The sequence below is a fragment of the Caulobacter sp. 10L414 genome (assembly GCF_056395525.1).
In genome coordinates, this window is record NZ_JBFTJR010000085.1 from 1 (window position 1) to 16182 (window position 16182).

General features: G+C 69.5%; 12 protein-coding genes. 8 read left to right on the top strand and 4 right to left on the bottom strand.

Going from position 1 to position 16182, the window contains the following annotated elements:
• The 3 genes from AC1DCG_RS23065 to AC1DCG_RS23075 all read right to left on the bottom strand — a co-directional run.
• A partial coding sequence (locus tag AC1DCG_RS23065) for a DUF4198 domain-containing protein (protein ID WP_477041691.1) occupies positions 1–788 on the bottom strand: 788 nt, incomplete at its 3' end.
• 16 nt (positions 789–804) lie between these two features.
• Positions 805–1317 carry a DUF2271 domain-containing protein gene (locus tag AC1DCG_RS23070; protein ID WP_101712840.1) on the bottom strand — a complete coding sequence of 171 codons (513 nt, stop codon included), beginning with the start codon at positions 1315–1317 and terminating at the stop codon, positions 805–807.
• A 16-nt stretch (positions 1318–1333) separates the two neighbouring features.
• Complete coding sequence (locus AC1DCG_RS23075) at positions 1334–1963, bottom strand: PepSY-associated TM helix domain-containing protein (protein ID WP_165257000.1); 630 nt, start codon at positions 1961–1963, stop codon at positions 1334–1336.
• A gap of 297 nt (positions 1964–2260) precedes the next feature.
• Here AC1DCG_RS23075 and cytX point away from each other — a divergent pair, with 297 nt between their 5' ends.
• The 8 genes from cytX (at position 2261) to AC1DCG_RS23115 (ending at position 15653) form a co-directional block, all read left to right on the top strand.
• Positions 2261–3532 carry a putative hydroxymethylpyrimidine transporter CytX gene (gene cytX / locus AC1DCG_RS23080; RefSeq protein ID WP_477027731.1) on the top strand — a complete coding sequence of 424 codons (1272 nt, stop codon included), beginning with the start codon at positions 2261–2263 and terminating at the stop codon, positions 3530–3532.
• A 121-nt stretch (positions 3533–3653) separates the two neighbouring features.
• Complete coding sequence (locus AC1DCG_RS23085; protein WP_477036433.1) at positions 3654–5576, top strand: M61 family metallopeptidase; 1923 nt, start codon at positions 3654–3656, stop codon at positions 5574–5576.
• Positions 5577–5662: 86 nt separating this feature from the next.
• Positions 5663–7462 carry a DUF885 domain-containing protein gene (locus tag AC1DCG_RS23090; RefSeq protein ID WP_477027733.1) on the top strand — a complete coding sequence of 600 codons (1800 nt, stop codon included), beginning with the start codon at positions 5663–5665 and terminating at the stop codon, positions 7460–7462.
• A gap of 142 nt (positions 7463–7604) precedes the next feature.
• Positions 7605–7916 (top strand): type II toxin-antitoxin system RelE/ParE family toxin, encoded by a 312-nt coding sequence (locus AC1DCG_RS23095; protein ID WP_477027734.1) that lies wholly within the window; start codon positions 7605–7607, stop codon positions 7914–7916.
• Positions 7913–8200, top strand: a complete 288-nt coding sequence (locus tag AC1DCG_RS23100; protein ID WP_477027735.1) for an addiction module antidote protein — start codon at positions 7913–7915, stop codon at positions 8198–8200. The genes AC1DCG_RS23095 and AC1DCG_RS23100 overlap by 4 nt, the downstream gene beginning before the upstream one ends.
• A gap of 107 nt (positions 8201–8307) precedes the next feature.
• Entirely contained in the window at positions 8308–10719 is a 2412-nt protein-coding gene (locus AC1DCG_RS23105) for a glycoside hydrolase family 3 N-terminal domain-containing protein (RefSeq protein WP_477027736.1), read from the top strand.
• 168 nt (positions 10720–10887) lie between these two features.
• A complete protein-coding gene (locus tag AC1DCG_RS23110; protein ID WP_477027737.1) occupies positions 10888–12807 on the top strand; it encodes a sialate O-acetylesterase in 1920 nt (639 codons plus the stop codon).
• 11 nt (positions 12808–12818) lie between these two features.
• Positions 12819–15653: a glycosyl hydrolase 115 family protein gene (locus tag AC1DCG_RS23115; protein ID WP_477041692.1), complete on the top strand. Its 2835-nt coding sequence runs from the start codon at positions 12819–12821 to the stop codon at positions 15651–15653.
• 136 nt (positions 15654–15789) lie between these two features.
• Here the strand turns inward: AC1DCG_RS23115 and AC1DCG_RS23120 are convergent.
• Positions 15790–16182 (bottom strand): energy transducer TonB (locus AC1DCG_RS23120; protein ID WP_477041693.1); only part of this gene is annotated, 393 nt, incomplete at its 5' end.

Consider the following 16182-nt stretch of genomic DNA (forward strand, 5'->3'; position numbering starts at 1 on the left):
GGACCGCCCGGAGGGCCGCCCATGCCGCCGCGGCCGGTCTCGCCGGTGCGAACGCTGGCGTTCATCCAGTACATGCCGGCTTCCGGCAGAGTGACCTTGAACGCGCCGTCGGCGCCGGTCTTGACCTTGATTTCGCCCGGCGTGGCGCGATAGCGCGAATTGCCCGGCACGAAGGTCACTTCCAGGTCGGCGGCGGGCTTGCCGTCGATCAGGAACTTGAAGGTCGCCGCTTCGGTGGCCACCACGTCGTTGGGGTGGGTGACCGGAACCAGTTCCAGGCCCTTGCCGGTCGGCTTCAGCACCGTGTCGGTCGGCGCGCCACGGGTGACGAAGGTTTCGTTGCGGTTGAAGCTCTTGATGGTCTTCAGGTCGGCGGCGCCGGCCGGAACCTGCTTGGCGAAGTCGTCGGCGCTGCCGCGGAAGCGCTTGACTTCACCGTTCTCGGTCCAGCTGGCCATGACGCTGCTGGAGGCGGTGCCGATCTTGTAGGTGCCGGGCTTGGCCAGCTCGACGTCGAACACCGAGCGGTACTGGCCGGTCGCGGCGTTCTTCAGCGGTTCGGTCGAGCCGTCCGGGGTGGTGATGACCACGCCGTCCACGCGCATGGCGCGGTGGTCGGGGTAGAACAGCTCGTTGGAGATGGCCGCGTCGACGGTCACCCACGAGCCTTCGCCCGACAGGATGGTGGCCGAGGGGACGAACCAGGCGCGGTGGGCGTGGGCGGCCAGCGGCAGGGTCAGGGCGACGGTGGCCGCCGTGAGGGCGAGAAGGCGCTTGCGAAGGGTCATGGCGTTTCTCTCTTGCTTATTTGACGGTGACCGAGACGGCGCCGAGCTCGGCCGTCCCCTTGGCGGAGGCGGTCTTGCCGGGCTTGCCCCAGGTGAACGGCACGCGGACGGCCTCGTGGCCGCCGACTTCGCGAGCGGCCTCGACCACCAGGGTGTAGGCGCCCGGCTTCAGCTTCGACAGCTGGCTCTTGGCGCCGCTGAAGGTCAGCTTCTGCGGGCCCGGCGCGCGGGTGGCCGAGGAGATGCCGTCGGCCGGGAAGCTCATCGTGCGGCCGGCCTTGCGCCACCACTGGCGCATGTCCTTCAGCCACTTCTCGCCCTTGTCCTCCTTGGAGTCCGGATCGTACCAGACGGCGAGGGTGGCGGCGGCGGTGGCGTCGGGCGCTTCGACCCAGATGGCGACGTAGGGCTTGTGGTACTCGGCCACCGAAAGGCGCGGGATCTCGACGGTGACGGCGAGGTCGGCGGCCATCGCCGGAGCGCCGACGGCGGCGCCGGCGAAGGTCAGCAGGGAGACGGTGCGCTTCACAGAAGGCGGCCTTTCACTAGAGGTGGACGAACAGGATGATGATCAGGAGCGGAATGGCCAGCCCCGCGGCGGTCAGCGGCCAGGTCATCGGCCGCCCGCGGGCGTGGAACTGCAGAAGGATCAGGCCGGTGACGGTGAAGATCACGCAGGCGCCGGCGAAGATGTCGATGAACCAGCTCCAGGCCTTGCCGGTATTGCGGCCCTTGTGCAGGTCGTTGAGCAGGCTGATCGAGCCGCGCGTGGTCTTTTCGTGCTCGACGTCGCCGGTCTCGCGGTCAATGGCGATCCAGGCGTCGCCGCCGGGACGGGCCAGGGCCAGGTAGACCTCGGCGTCGGACCATTCGCCGGGGCGGCGGGCGATGTCGGCGTCGACGGCCTTGTCGAGCCAGGTCTCGACCTTGATCGGCAGCGGGCGCTTGCCTTCGGTCGGGCCCGAAGCCAGCTCGGCGATCAGTTCGGGCGGCAGGGTCGCCTTCTTGCTGACGACCTTGGGCTCGGCTTCGATCGAGCCGGCGTGGTTCAGGGTGAAGCCGGTGATGGCGAACAGCAGCATGCCCACGAGGCTGATCGCCGCGCTGATCCAGTGCCACTGGTGCAACTGCTTCAGCCAGAATGAGCGGCGGTTCTGTTCGGCGGCGGCTTTCACGGGATTCCGGAACGGACGAGCTTCAGTGCCGCCGTCCATACTTGAGAGCGACTTGCAATTACAAGACCCGATCGCCGACTGGCGCCGATTGGAAGCATTTGCCCGCGGATCGTTTCGGAGGCCATCGCCCATCAGCCGCATTATTCGCCAGACGCCCGAGAGCGAGGCCTTACGGGCCTTCGAGCGGCGCATCCGTTCCATCCGTGAAATCCCCGCTTTCGCAAGGTTCCTACGCAAGGAGGCGAGCGAGCCCTCATCCATTCGCGCCGCGGCGGCAAGCTGCTATGGCTGCCGGTCATGGCCAAGCTCGACGATACCTATGATCCCCTGACCCCCGTTCCGGCCGAGCGCCGGATGTTCGGAGGCCGCGACGCCTTCTCGCTGTGGTTCAGCCTGGGCATCGGCCTGCTGGTGCTGCAGGCAGGCGCGTTCCTGGTCCCGGGCCTCAGCCTCGGCATGGCGCTGGCGGCGATCGTCACCGGCTCGGTGCTGGGCGCGCTGCTGCTGGCGGCGGCCGGCGTGGTCGGCGCCGACACCGGGCTCTCGGCCATGGGAACGCTGCGGCTGGCGCTGGGCGCGCGGGGCGCGGCGGTTCCGGCGGTGCTGAACGCGGTGCAGCTGGTCGGCTGGGGCGCGTTCGAGATCATCGCCATGCGCGACGCCGCCGACGCCCTGGCCAGGCAGACCTTCGGCCCCTCCAACCCGCTGGCCTGGACGGTGCTGTTCGGCGCGCTTGCGACCTGGCTTGCATTCATGGGGCCGGTGTCGTTCGTGCGCAGGTTCCTGCGCGCCTGGGGGCTGTGGCTGCTGCTGGGCGGCGCCGGCTGGCTGACCTGGCGGCTGCTGGCCCAGCACGACCTGGCCGCATTGTTCGCCAAGGCCGGAACGGGCGAGATGAGCTTGGGCGCCGGCGTCGACCTGGTCGTGGCCATGCCGCTGTCGTGGCTGCCGCTGATCGCCGACTACACGCGCTTTGGCCGTTCCAGCGGCCGGATGTTCCGCGGCAGCGCGGCCGGCTACCTCTTGGCCAACATCTGGTTCATGGGACTGGGCGCCTGCTACGCCCTGGCGGCCGGGGGCGGGGAGGGGCTGCTGCTGACCGCCCTGGCCGCGGCCGGCGGCGGGATCGCCCTGCTGCTGATCGTCGTGGACGAGACCGACAACGCCTTCGCCGACATCCATTCGGCCGCCGTTTCGACGGCCACGCTGGCGCCGCTGCGCCCCGCCCATCTGGCCCTGGCCTTCGGCGCGCTGTGCACGCTGATCGCCCTCGTGGCGCCGCTTGCCCGTTACGAAGGCTTCCTGCTGCTGATCGGTTCGGTGTTCGCGCCGCTGTTCGGCGTGCTGCTGACCGACCACTTCGTCGTGCGCCGCCGCCGCGCCCAGGCCGCCGGGGCCTTCGCCGGGGGGCTGAACCTAGCGGGGCTTCTGGCCTGGGCGGCGGGGATCGCGGCCTATCAGGGCTTCAGCCGCCTGGCGCCGGAGCTGGGCGCCACCCTGCCGGCGCTGGCGGTTGCGGCGCTCGCCTATCTAGTGCTGGGGTTGATCCTGCGGCGGCCGAAGGGCTGATCGACCAGCGTCGCCATAACGCCGTCCGGTCAAGTTCGTCTCGACAAGCGGGCCCTAACAAAAGAAATATCCAGGCTTCTTACCGCGAGGGGACGTTCGCGGGCTGCATTGGGGTCGTTTCTTGAAAGCGCTTTTCTTCTCGGTCTCGCTTCTGTCGCTCGTGGGCGGCGCCGCTCTCGCCCAGGACTACCTGCCGCAACCGGCCGCCCCGACGCCGCCGATCGTCGCCCCGCAGGACGTGGCCTATCCGGGCGTGCTGAAGCTCTACGTCGACGCCACCGACCTCGAGCGCAAGATCTTCGACATCAAGCTGACCCTGCCGGTCGCCAAGCCCGGCCCCATGACCCTGTACTATCCGCAGTGGGTTCCGGGCGGCCACTCGCCGCGCAACGACATCGACAAGCTGGCGGGCCTGGTGATCACCGCCAACGGCCAGACGATCCCGTGGAAGCGCGACGTGGTCGAGGTCAACGCCTTCCACATCGACGTGCCGGCCGGCGTGACCGAGCTCTCCGTCGCCTACAAGTTCCTGTCGCCGGTCGAGACCAAGGTCGGCCGCATGGTCATGACGCCCGACATGCTGAACCTGCAGTGGCTGCAGATGACCATGTACCCGGCCGGCCACTTCACCCGCCGCATCACCGTCGAGCCGACCGTCAAGCTGCCGGCCGGCTTCCTGTTCGCCTCGGCCCTGGAGGTCGACAAGACCGAAGGCCAGGTCACCAGCTTCAAGCCGACCACCGTCGAGACCCTGGTGGACTCGCCGATGTTCGCCGGCCGCTACTTCAAGTCGGTCGAGCTTGATCCGGGCGCCAAGGTTCCGGTGCGCCTGAACATGATCGCCGACAAGCCCGAGCTCCTGGAGTTCAAGCCCGAGCAGATCCAGGCCCACAAGAACCTCGTGCAGCAGGCCTACAAGCTGTACGGCTCGCACCACTACGACCACTACGATTTCCTGGTGGCCCTGTCGGACCAGCTGGGCGGCATCGGCCTGGAGCACCACCGGTCGAGCGAGAACCGCGTCGCGCCCAAGTACTTCACCGAGTGGGACAAGACCTATGTCGGTCGCGACCTGCTGCCCCACGAGTTCACCCACTCGTGGAACGGCAAGTTCCGCCGTGGCGCGGACCTGTGGACGCCGACCCTCAACACCCCGATGCGCGACAGCCTGATGTGGGTCTACGAGGGCCAGACCCAGTACTGGGGCTATGTGCTGTCGTCGCGCTCGACCCTGCTGACCAAGGAGCAGACGCTGGACGCCATCGCCATGACGGCGGCCGCCTACGACAACCGTCGCGGCCGCGACTGGCGCCCGGTGCAGGACACCACCAACGACCCGATCATCGCCAACCGCAAGCCGCTGTCGTGGCTCTCCTACCAGCGTAGCGAGGACTACTATTCGGAAGGCCAGCTGGTCTGGCTCGACGCCGACACGCTGATCCGCGAGAAGACCGGCGGCAAGAAGTCGCTGGACGATTTCGCCAAGGCCTTCTTCGGCGTCGCCGACGGCTCGTACGTGTCGCACACCTACACCTTCGACGACGTGGTGGCGGCGCTGAACGGCGTGGTTCCCTACGACTGGTCGACCTTCCTGAAGGACCGCATCGAGGGCGTGAACCCCAAGGCCCCGCTCGATGGCCTGACCCGCGGCGGCTACAAGCTCGTCTACACCGACACCCCGACCGACTATTTCAAGTCGTCGGAGACCCGGGCCAAGAACACCAACCTGGCCTATTCGATCGGCCTTACGGTGGGTTCGGACGCGGTGCTGACCGACGTGCAGTGGGACGGCCCGGCCTTCAAGGCCGGCCTGACCCAGGGCCTGACCGTGGTGGCCGTCAACGGCGACACCTACGACGCCGACAAGCTGAAGGCGGCCGTGAAGGCCACCGCCAAGGGCGTTCCGGTCGAGCTGCTGGTCAAGGAAGGCTCGCGCTATCGCACCGTGAAGCTCGATTACGCCGGCGGCCTGCGCTACCCGCGCCTGGAGCGCATCGCCGGCACGCCGGCGCGCCTGGACGACATCCTGGCGCCCCGCAAGTAAGCCTTGAGAGCCGTCCGGCGCCCGGGGCCGCGAGGCGCCGGACGGCTTTTCTTCGACATGCGGCCAAGTCTGCCTTTGGGGGCCGCATGTCCGATTCCACGAAATTCGATCGTCGCCAGCTGCTGGCCGGCGCCACCGCGGCGGCCGTTTCCGCCGCCCTGCCGGCGATGGCCGCGCCGAAGGGCGAGAGCGCCAAGCTCTACGCCCTGTTCGACGCCTTCTTCGACGAAGACCTGACCGAGAGCCCTGAACAGGCCACCAACCTCGGCCTCGACACCGGCGCCCATGCCGGCGCGCGCACCAGGCTGGGCGACCGCTCGATCGCCGCCTGGATCAAGGAGCGCAAGGAGCCGGCCGAACGCCTCAAGCGCCTGAAGGCCATCGACCGCAAGGCCCTGTCGGGCGAGGACGCCGTCAACTACGACACCGCCGCCTACTATTACGGCGCGCGCGACAAGGCCTCGGGCTTCGACTACGGCGCGGTGTCCCGGCCGTTCGTGGTGACCCAGTTCTATGGCGGCTATTCGTCGGTCCCCAGCTTCCTCGACAACAAGCACGAGGTGAAGTCGGCGGCTGACGCCGACAGCTACCTGGCGCGCATGGCGAGCTTCGCCACCGTGCTGGACCAGGAAAGCGAGCGCGTGCGGGCCGATGCGGGCAAGGGCGTGATCCCGTCGGACTTCATCCTCGATAAGGCCATCGGCCAGCTGAAGCAGTTCCGCGGCCTGGCCCCTGAGAAGAACGTGCTGGTCGCCTCGATGGCCCGGCGGGCCAAGGCCTATGGCGACTACGACGCCAAGGCCGCCGCCCTGCTGGCGAGCACGATCCATCCGGCGCTGGATCGCCAGATCGAGACCCTGACGACCGTCCGGGCCAAGGCCGTGCACGAGGCGGGCATGAACCGCTTCAAGGACGGCGAGGCCTTCTACGCCGCCCTGCTGCGCATCTACACCACCACCGAGAAGACCCCTGACGAGGTGCATCGCCTGGGCCTGGAGGAGGGCGCTGAAATCCAGGCGCGGATGGACGAGATCCTCAAGAAGCGCGGCTTCACGCAAGGCAGCGTCGGCCAGCGCATGGCCGCGCTCAAGGACCTGCCGGGCGAGAGCTATCCCAACACCGACGAGGGGCGCGCCCAGATCCTGGCCTACTGCAACCGCCTGATCGCAGAGATGCAGCCCAAGCTGCCGCAATGGTTCGGGATCACGCCGAAGATCCCGGTCGAGGTGCGCCGCATCCCGCCCTACACCGAGGCCGGCTCGTCGGGCGGCTACTACGAGCGTCCGCCGCTGGACGGCTCGCGCCCCGGGGCCTTCTACATCAACCTGCGCGACACGGCCGAGCGCCCGCGCTACGCGCTGCCGACCCTGACCTATCACGAAGCCGCGCCGGGCCATCACTTCCAGCTGGCCCTGACCGCCGAGGGCAGCCTGCCGCGCCTGCGCCAGAACATGTTCTTCTCGGCCAACACCGAGGGCTGGGCGCTCTATGCCGAGCAGGTGGCGATGGAGATGGGCCTCTACGAGACCGACGACCTGGGCCTTCTGGGCATGTACCAGGCGCGGCTGTTCCGCGCCTCGCGCTGCGTGGTCGACACCGGCATCCACGCCAAGGGCTGGAGCCGCGAGAAGGCCATCGCCTACATGGTCGAGACCGGCGGCGACGACGAAGGCCGCATCACCCGCGAGGTCGAGCGTTACTGCGCCAACCCGGCCCAGGCCTGCTCGTACAAGGTGGGCCACACCGTGTGGGCCGCGCTGCGCGAGCGGACCAAGCAGCGCCTGGGCGCGAAGTTCGACATCCGCAAGTACCACGACACCGCCCTGCTGGTCGGCCCCACGCCGCTGACCGTGCTGGAAAGCGTGGTCGACGCCTGGTCGGGGTGACCACGCACCTCGATTGAGTTCCTGATTTGTTCGCGTAATGTGAGGGGCGCTTTGGCTGTTGGCTGGAGCGCCCTTTGCGTTGTGGGGACGTCATGGGCTCTCTTCATCGGCTTTTGTCTGTCTCCCATGGGAGACATGATCTATGATCGAGGTTCGTGAGACCGAGGTCTTTCGACGCTGGATGACGGACCTTCGCGACGCTGTGGCCAAAGCCAGGATCGCCGCGCGGATCCGCCAACTGGCGTTTGGTCTTGTCGGCGACGCGCGGCCGGTCGGTGAGGGCGTCAGCGAACTGCGCATCCATGTCGGCCCTGGATATCGGGTCTATGTGGTGCGCTGCGGTGAGGCTCTGATCGTCGTGCTGTGTGCTGGCGACAAGGATACGCAAGGCCGAGACATCACGCGGGCCAAGGCGTTGGCTCGCGAGCTGCGGGACGATGGAGGAAGAGCATGAGCATCACCACCCAGCTGTTCGACCCTGCGGTTTACGTCGAGACCCCGGAAGCGGCCGCTGCTTATCTGGACGAGGCCCTGGCGACTAATGACGCGGCCTTCATCGCCGATGCGCTGGGCGTCCTGGCGCGGGCGAAGGGCATGACAGAGGTGGCGGAAGCCGCAGGGCTGGGACGACAAAGCCTCTACAAGGCGCTGGCGGCTGAAGGTAACCCTCGCTTTGAGACCGTGCTCAAGGTGGTGAGCGCACTTGGCCTGCGCCTTTCGACGATCGCTGTACGATAAACGAAAGTGACCGGTAACATTGGGGCTTGAGTGGTCAGACAACCTCTTCCATAGTGTCAGGCAAGACGGCGCGAAGCCGCCGTGACAGACGCTGGGGAAACGACAGGATGACCACCACCCTTACCCGCCGCACGCTGGGCGTCAGCCTGGCCGCCCTCGGCGCCGCCATGGCCCCGGTGGTTCGCGCCGCTCCGAAGGCGGCGGACGGCAAGGCGCTCTACAAGGACGCCGCCCAGCCGGTCGACGCGCGGGTCAAGGATCTGCTGTCGCGCATGACGCTGGAGGAGAAGGCCGCCCAGCTGATCGGCATCTGGCTGACCAAGGCCGCGATCCAGACGCCGGAGGGCGACTTCTCGCCCGAGACCGCCAGCAAGAACTTCCCCAACGGCCTGGGCCAGATCTCGCGTCCGACCGACCGCCGGGGCCTCAAGCCCGCCAAGGAGGTGGGCGCCGCCGCCGGGGCCGAGGACGGCTCGGTGGGCCGCAACGCCCCGCAGACGGCCCGCTACGTCAACGCCGCCCAGAAGTGGGCGATGGAGAAGACGCGTCTGGGCATCCCGATGCTGATGCACGACGAGGCCCTGCACGGCTATGTCGCCCGCGACGCGACCAGCTTCCCGCAATCGATCGCCCTGGCCTCGACCTTCGACCCCGACCTCGTCGAGCAGGTGTTCTCGGTGGCCGCCAAGGAGATGCGGGCGCGGGGCTCCAACATCGCCCTGGCCCCCGTCGTCGACGTGGCCCGCGACCCGCGCTGGGGCCGCATCGAGGAGACCTACGGCGAGGATCCGCACGTCTGCGCCGAGATGGGCCTGGCCGCCATCCGCGGCTTCCAGGGCAAGACCCTGCCGCTGGCGCCCGACAAGGTGTTCGTCACCCTCAAGCACATGACCGGCCACGGCCAGCCCGAGAACGGCACCAATGTCGGTCCGGCCCAGATCGCCGAGCGCACCCTGCGCGAGAACTTCTTCCCGCCGTTCGAGCGGGCGGTGAAGGAGCTGCCGGTGCGCTCGGTCATGCCCAGCTACAACGAGATCGACGGGGTGCCCTCGCACGCCAACCGCTGGCTGCTGACCGACATCCTGCGCGGCGAGTGGGGCTTCGAAGGCGCGACGATGAGCGACTACTTCGCCATCAAGGAGATGATCAGCCGCCACAAGCTGACCGACCAGCTGGCCGACACGGCCGTGATGGCCATGAACGCCGGCGTCGACGTCGAGCTGCCGGACGGCGAGGCCTACGCCCTGCTGCCGCAGCTGGTGCGCTCGGGCCGCATCCCCGAGGCGGCCGTCGACGCGGCCGTGGCGCGGGTGCTGAAGATCAAGTTCGAAGGCGGCCTGTTTGAAAATCCGTATGCGGATGAAAAGACCGCCGACGCCAAGACCGCGACGCCCCAGGCGGTCGCCCTGGCCCGCGAGGCCGCCCGCAAGGCGGTGGTGCTGCTGAAGAACGACAAGGGCCTGCTGCCGCTGGACGGCAAGAAGATCAAGCGCCTGGCGCTCCTGGGCACGCACGCCAAGGACACCCCGATCGGCGGCTATTCCGACGAGCCGCGCCACGTGGTCTCGGTGCTGGAGGGCCTGACCGCCGAGGCCAAGGCCCAGGGCTTCGCCCTCGACTACGCCGAAGCCGTGCGGATCACCGAAAAGCGCGTTTGGGCGGCCGACGAGGTCAAGCTGGTCGACCCGGCCGTGAACGCCAGGCTCATCGCCGAAGCCGTGGAGGTTGCGAAGAAGGCCGACGTCGTCGTCATGGTGCTGGGCGACAACGAGCAGACCAGCCGCGAGGCCTGGGCCGACAACCACCTGGGCGACCGCGACAGCCTGGATCTGGTGGGCCAGCAGAACGACCTGGCCCGCGCGATCTTCGCCCTGGGCAAGCCGACCGTGGTGCTGCTGCTGAATGGCCGTCCGCTGTCGGTGAACCTGCTGGCGGAAAAGGCCGACGCCCTGGTCGAGGGCTGGTACCTGGGCCAGGAGACCGGCAACGCCGCCGCCGACGTGCTGTTTGGCCGGGCCAATCCGGGCGGCAAGCTGCCGGTCAGCATCGCCCGCGACGTCGGCCAGCTGCCGATCTACTACAACCGCAAGCCCACCGCCCGCCGCGGCTATTTGTTCGACCGCGCCACCAGCCCGCTCTATCCGTTCGGCTTCGGGCTGTCCTACACCAGCTTTGACATCTCGGCCCCGCGGCTTTCGAAGGCCCGCATCGGCCAGGGCGAGAGCACGACCGTGTCGGTCGACGTCACCAACACCGGCAAGATCGCCGGCGACGAGGTGGTGCAGCTCTATGTCCACGACGAGGCCGCCTCGGTGACCCGCCCGGTGCTGGAACTGAAGCACTTCAAGCGCGTGACCCTGGCGCCCGGCGAGAAGAAGACCGTGAGCTTCGAGGTGAAGCCGTCGGACCTGTGGATGTGGAACCTTTCGATGAAGCGGGTCGTCGAGCCGGGCGACTTCTCGATCCTGGTCGGGCCGAACTCGGTTGACCTGAAGTCGGCCAAGCTGACGGTGGCTTAGGGGCGGGGCGTGCGAGAAGATGCTCCCCCTTTGGGGGAGCTGTCGCGCAGCGACTGAGGGGGCGAGCGCCGCGCCGGCCCCTCCGGCCCTCTGGGCCACCTTCCCCAGAGGGGGAGGATCTAGAAAGAAAGAACGAGCCGCCTCAGGCGGCCGAGGGAGTAGAGCACCATGCGCCGCGTCGCGCCGATCCTGCTGGCCGCCCTGATGGCCACGCCCGCCGCCGCCCAGGGGCCGTTGCTGAACGGCCTGTTCGCCGACCATGCGGTGGTGCAGCGCGACCGGCCGCTGCCGGTGTTCGGCGTCGCCAGGCCGGGCGAGGCGGTGACCGTCACGCTGGGCGAGCAGAGCGCCGCGGCCACGGCCGGGGCGGACGGCGCCTGGCGCGTCGACCTGCCGGCGATGACGGCCGGCGGTCCCTACACCCTGGAAGCCAAGGCCGCCTCGGGCGCGGTGCAGACCGTTCGCGACCTGCTGGTCGGCGACGTCTGGCTGTGCTCGGGCCAGTCGAACATGGAGCTGCCCGTCGAGCGCGGGAATAACTCGTGGTCCGAGATCCGTTCGGCGGGCGACGACGGCCTGCGCATGGCCTACATCGATCATGCCGACAGCCGCCAGCCGCGCACGACCTTCATCAAGGCCCCGGCCTGGAAGGCCGCCGCCCCCGACACGGTCGGGTCGTTCTCGGCCGCCTGCTACTACTTCGCCCGCGAACTGCGGAAGACCGACAAGACGCCGCTGGGCCTGGTTCACGCCTCGTGGGGCGGATCGGCGATCGAGGCCTGGATGAGCCCGGCCGCCCTGCGCAAGGCGGGCGACTACGGAACCGAGCTCGACACCCTGCAGCTGTCGCTGAAGGACCGGCCGGCCGCCGATCGCCGCTGGGGCGAGACGATCAAGGCCTGGTGGAGCCTGCGCCACAACGGCGCGGACGGCGGACCCTGGAACGGGCAGGGCGCATGGACGCCCGCGCCGCAAGGGCTGGGGGTCTGGGAAAGCTGGGGCGTGCCGGCCCTGGCCGACTTCAACGGCATGGTCTGGTTCGAGACCTCGGTGACGCTGAGCGCCGCGCAGGCCAAGGGCGCGGCCAGCCTCGAGATCGGCATGGTCGACGAGGTCGACACCACCTTCGTCAACGGCGTGGGGGTCGGCTCGACCTCGGGCGCCGGCACGGTGCGGGTCTATCCGCTGGCGGCCGGAGTGCTGAAGGCCGGCCTCAACCACATCGTCGTTTCGGCGCTGGACACCTACGCCAACGGCGGGATGTACGGCGACGCCGCCCGCGCCCTGGTGCTGGCCGACGGGACCAGGATCCCGCTGACCGCCTGGCGCTACCAGGTCGAGCCCAAGGCGACCGGCGAGCCGCCGCGCGCGCCGTGGGATACGCTGTCGGGGCTGTCGACCCTCTACAACGGCATGCTGGCGCCGATGGGGCCCTACGCCTTCAAGGGCTTCGCCTGGTACCAGGGCGAGAGCAACACGGGCCGGCCGCAGACCTACGAGCCGCTGATGCGCGAACTGTTGGCCGAGCGCCGCGCCGGCCAGGCCGCCGACATGCCGGCCCTGGTGGTGCAGCTGGCCAACTACGGCAAGCCGCAGCTGGCGCCGGAAGACTCCTGGTGGGCCTGGGTGCGCGAGGGCCAGCGCCTGGCCGTCGCCAAGGACGGCCATGCCGCCCTGGCGGTGATCACCGACATCGGCGATCCGTCCGACATCCACCCCACCAACAAGCAGGACGTCGGCAAGCGCCTGGCCCGGGGCGCTAGGCGACTGGCGGGTCAGGCCGTCACCACGGGTCCCTCGCCGGTGGCCGCCCGTCGCATCGGCGACACGATCGAGGTGCGTTTCGAGCAGGTCGCCGAAAGGCTGGCGACGCGGGGCTCGGACAAGGCCATCGGCTTCGAGCTGTGCGACGCGGCCGGCTGCCGGTTCGCCGACGCCAGGGTCGAGGGCGACAAGGCGGTGATCGCCGCGCCCGCCGGCATGACCCCGGCCAAGGTGCGGTTCGCCTGGGCCGATGCGCCGACCTTCAACGTCTTCGACATGGCCGGCTTGCCGCTGGGGCCGTTCGAGATCGCGGTCGCGCCGTGAGCAAGGGGGTCATGGGGCTTCGCACGGCCGTCTCGGCGCTTGCGCTTGCGGCCGCCGTGGCGGCCGCGGCGGCGCTGGCGGCCCCGACCGCCGCGCGCTCGGCCGAACCCGTGGCGGTGTTGGAAAAGCCCGTCGCGGGCGGCTTTGCGCTGATCGCCGGCGGCAAGCCTGCGCGGGTCGAGGCCGACGTCACCGATTGGCCCGGCGTGCTGCGCGCGGCGCAGGGCCTGCGCGGCGATCTTTCCAAGCTTTCCGGCGGGGCGCAGCCGGTCAAGGATGCGCCCGTCGTCATCGTCGGCACGCTGGGCAGGAGCGCTGCGATCGACGCCCTGGTCGCGGCCGGCAAGCTCGACGTCTCGGCCTTGAGAGGCCGTTGGGAAGGTTTCGTCCAGCAGGTGGTCGACAATCCTAGCCCGGGCGTGGCCCGCGCCCTGGTGATCGTCGGCGCCGACAAGCGCGGGACGATCTTCGGCGCCTACGACCTTTCCGAGCGCGCCGGCGTCTCGCCGTGGACCTGGTGGGCCGACGTGCCTGTTCCGGTGCGTCGCGACCTCGTCGTCGCGCCCGGCGCGAACCTGCAGGCCCCCAAGGTCAAGTACCGGGGCATCTTCCTCAACGACGAGAACCCGGCCCTCTACGGCTGGGCCAACGCCACGTTCGGCGGTTTCAACCACGCCTTCTACGAGCGGGTCTACGAGCTCGTCCTGCGCCTTAAGGGCGACTATCTGTGGCCGGCCATGTGGGGCAAGGCGCTGTATGACGACGACCCGCTGAACGCCGTGCTGGCCGACGAGATGGGCGTGGTGATCGGAACCTCGCACCACGAGCCGATGATGCGGGCCCATGTGGAATGGGAGCGCTACGGCCAGGGGCCGTGGGACTATGCGAAGAACCCCGAACCCTTGCGCCGTTTCTGGCGCGAGGGGATCGCGCGGATGGGCGCCAACGAGAGCCTGGTCACGGTCGGCATGCGTGGCGACGGCGACGAGCCGATGACCCGGGGCACGGCCACCAAGCTGCTGGAGACCATCGTCGCCGACCAGCGCGCGATCATCGGCGAGGTGACGGGCAAGGACCCGTCGGCGACCCCGCAGGTCTGGGCGCTCTACAAGGAGGTGCAGGACTATTACGACGCCGGGATGCGGGTTCCAGGCGACGTGACCCTGCTGTTCGCCGACGACAACTGGGGCAACATCCGGCGGCTTCCGAAAGCAGGCGAGACGCGGCCGGGCGGCTACGGCGTCTACTATCACTTCGACTATGTGGGCGGGCCGCGGAACTACAAGTGGCTCAACACCAACCAGATCGAGCGCACCTGGGAGCAGATGAAGCGCGCCGACGACCACGGCGCCGACCGGCTGTGGATCGTCAATGTCGGCGACCTCAAGCCGATGGAGCTGCCGACCGAGTTCTTCCTCGACCTGGCCTGGGACCCCAGCGCCATGCCGGTGGAGAAGCTTTCGACCTACACCCGCGACTGGGCGAGCGCGCAGTTCGGGCTTGAGCACGCGACCGAGATCGCCGCCCTGCTGGACGGCTACACCCGGCTGAACGCGCGGCGTAAGCCCGAGCTGATCGACGAGGCGACCTTCAGCCTGGTCAACTTCCGCGAGGCCGAGCGGGTGGAGGCCGAATGGGCGGATCTGGAGCGCCGCGCCGAGGCCCTGCGCAAGGCGCTGCACAAGGCCCAGGACGACGCCTTCTTCCAGCTGGTCTGGTTCCCGATCATGGCCAGCGCCAACCACACCCGGCTCTATGTCGCGACCGGCCGCAACCGCCTGTTCGCGGCGCAGGGGCGGGCGGCGGCGGGCGCGGAGGCCGACCGGGTCCGGGCCCTGTTCGCCCGCGACGCCGAACTGACCCGCCAGTTCCACGAGGACCTGGCGGGCGGCAAATGGCGCCACATGATGAGCCAGACCCACATCGGCTACACCGGCTGGCAGCAGCCGGAGACGAACGTCCTGCCCAAGCTGGCCGCCGCGCCTTCGGGCGAGGGCTTCGGCGTCGCCGTCGAGGGACGCGAGGCGGCTCTGGGCGAGGGCGGGGCGGACMTTCCGGTGCTGCACCGCTGGGGCGCGCAGAGCCGCTGGATCGACGTGTTCGAGCGCGGCGCGGTCCGATCGGACTTCGCCGTCGAGGCCGGAGCGGCCTGGCTGAAGACCGCCCTGCGGCCGTCGGGCGGCGATACGCGGGTGGAGGTGTCTGTCGACTGGGCGCGCGCGCCCAAGGGGCGGAGCCGGACGCCGATCCGCATCGTCGGCGAGGGCCGCGAGGTCGTGGTGACGGCGCTGGTCGACAACCCGGTCCGCAAACCGGCGAAGGGCGCCTTCATCGAGGCCGGCGGGCCGCTGGCCATCGAGGCGCAGCACCATGCCAGGGCGACCGTCGCGGACGGCGTCGGCTGGACGACCATTCCCAATCTCGGCCGCACGCTGTCGGGCGTCGCCGCCTATCCGACCACGGCCGCGGCGAGCACGCCGGGCAAGGGGGCGATGTTGGAGTACCTGGTCGATTTCGAAGCGGCCGGACCGGTCGACCTGACCGTGCTGGTTTCGCCCGGCCTGGACGTGACGGGCGGGACGGGGCCGCGTTTCGCGGTGTCGATCGACGACGCCTCGCCGGTGGTGGTCAACACCATTCCCGATCCGTCCGAAAAGGCGTGGGACAAGGCGGTCGCCGATAACGTCCGCTCACTGACGACTTCGCTGAACGTTCCCTCGGCGGGCGTGCACCGCGTGCGCCTGTGGCGGGTGGATCCGGGCGTGGTGTTCCAGCGGCTGATGATCTCGCGCGGGCCGGTTCCGGGAAGTTACCTCGGGCCGGTGGAAGGGATGCGGGGTCGGTGAACAGGAACCTCCCCCTGTGGGGGAGGTGATCGCGAAGCGATCGGTGGGGGGAGATGCTGATGAATTTCGACCGGCTCGGAAGCTGAAAACGCCCCCCCCACCGGCCTTCGGCCGCCTCCCCCAGAGGGGGAGGTTCCTAGTTCTTCAGCGAAAACTCGACCGGCGCGTCCATCTCGATGCGGTCGCCTTTCAGCGTGTGCGGGGGCGCCGGGAACGGGTCGGCGCGGGCGACCATGGCGCGGACCTCGGCGTCGAGCAGGGCGTGGCCGGTCGGGCCGGTCAGGCGGCAGTCCAGCACATGGCCGGCGCGGTCGAGGACGAAGGTCACCTGGGCCGTGCCCTGCTTCTTTCGCATGCGGGCGGCCTTCGGATAGGTCTTGTGGGCCTCCAGCCAGGCGCGGACCCTTGCCGCGTAAGCGGTGCTGGTTCCGGCGTGGGCCTGGACGCTGTCGGCGTCGCGCTGGCCCGCCGGCGGCTTGGCAGCGGAGGCTTCCATGGCCCGGGCGGCGGCCGGCACGGCGGCCCGGGC

Bases quoted from the DNA above. Each gene is read 5' to 3' on its own strand.
- AC1DCG_RS23095 (WP_477027734.1), top strand. From the start codon at position 7,605: ATGATCGAGGTTCGTGAGACCGAGGTCTTTCGACGCTGGATGACGGAC.
- AC1DCG_RS23100 (WP_477027735.1), top strand. From the start codon at position 7,913: ATGAGCATCACCACCCAGCTGTTCGACCCTGCGGTTTACGTCGAGACC.
- AC1DCG_RS23110 (WP_477027737.1), top strand. From the start codon at position 10,888: ATGCGCCGCGTCGCGCCGATCCTGCTGGCCGCCCTGATGGCCACGCCC.
- AC1DCG_RS23105 (WP_477027736.1), top strand. From the start codon at position 8,308: ATGACCACCACCCTTACCCGCCGCACGCTGGGCGTCAGCCTGGCCGCC.
- cytX (WP_477027731.1), top strand. From the start codon at position 2,261: ATGGCCAAGCTCGACGATACCTATGATCCCCTGACCCCCGTTCCGGCC.
- AC1DCG_RS23090 (WP_477027733.1), top strand. From the start codon at position 5,663: ATGTCCGATTCCACGAAATTCGATCGTCGCCAGCTGCTGGCCGGCGCC.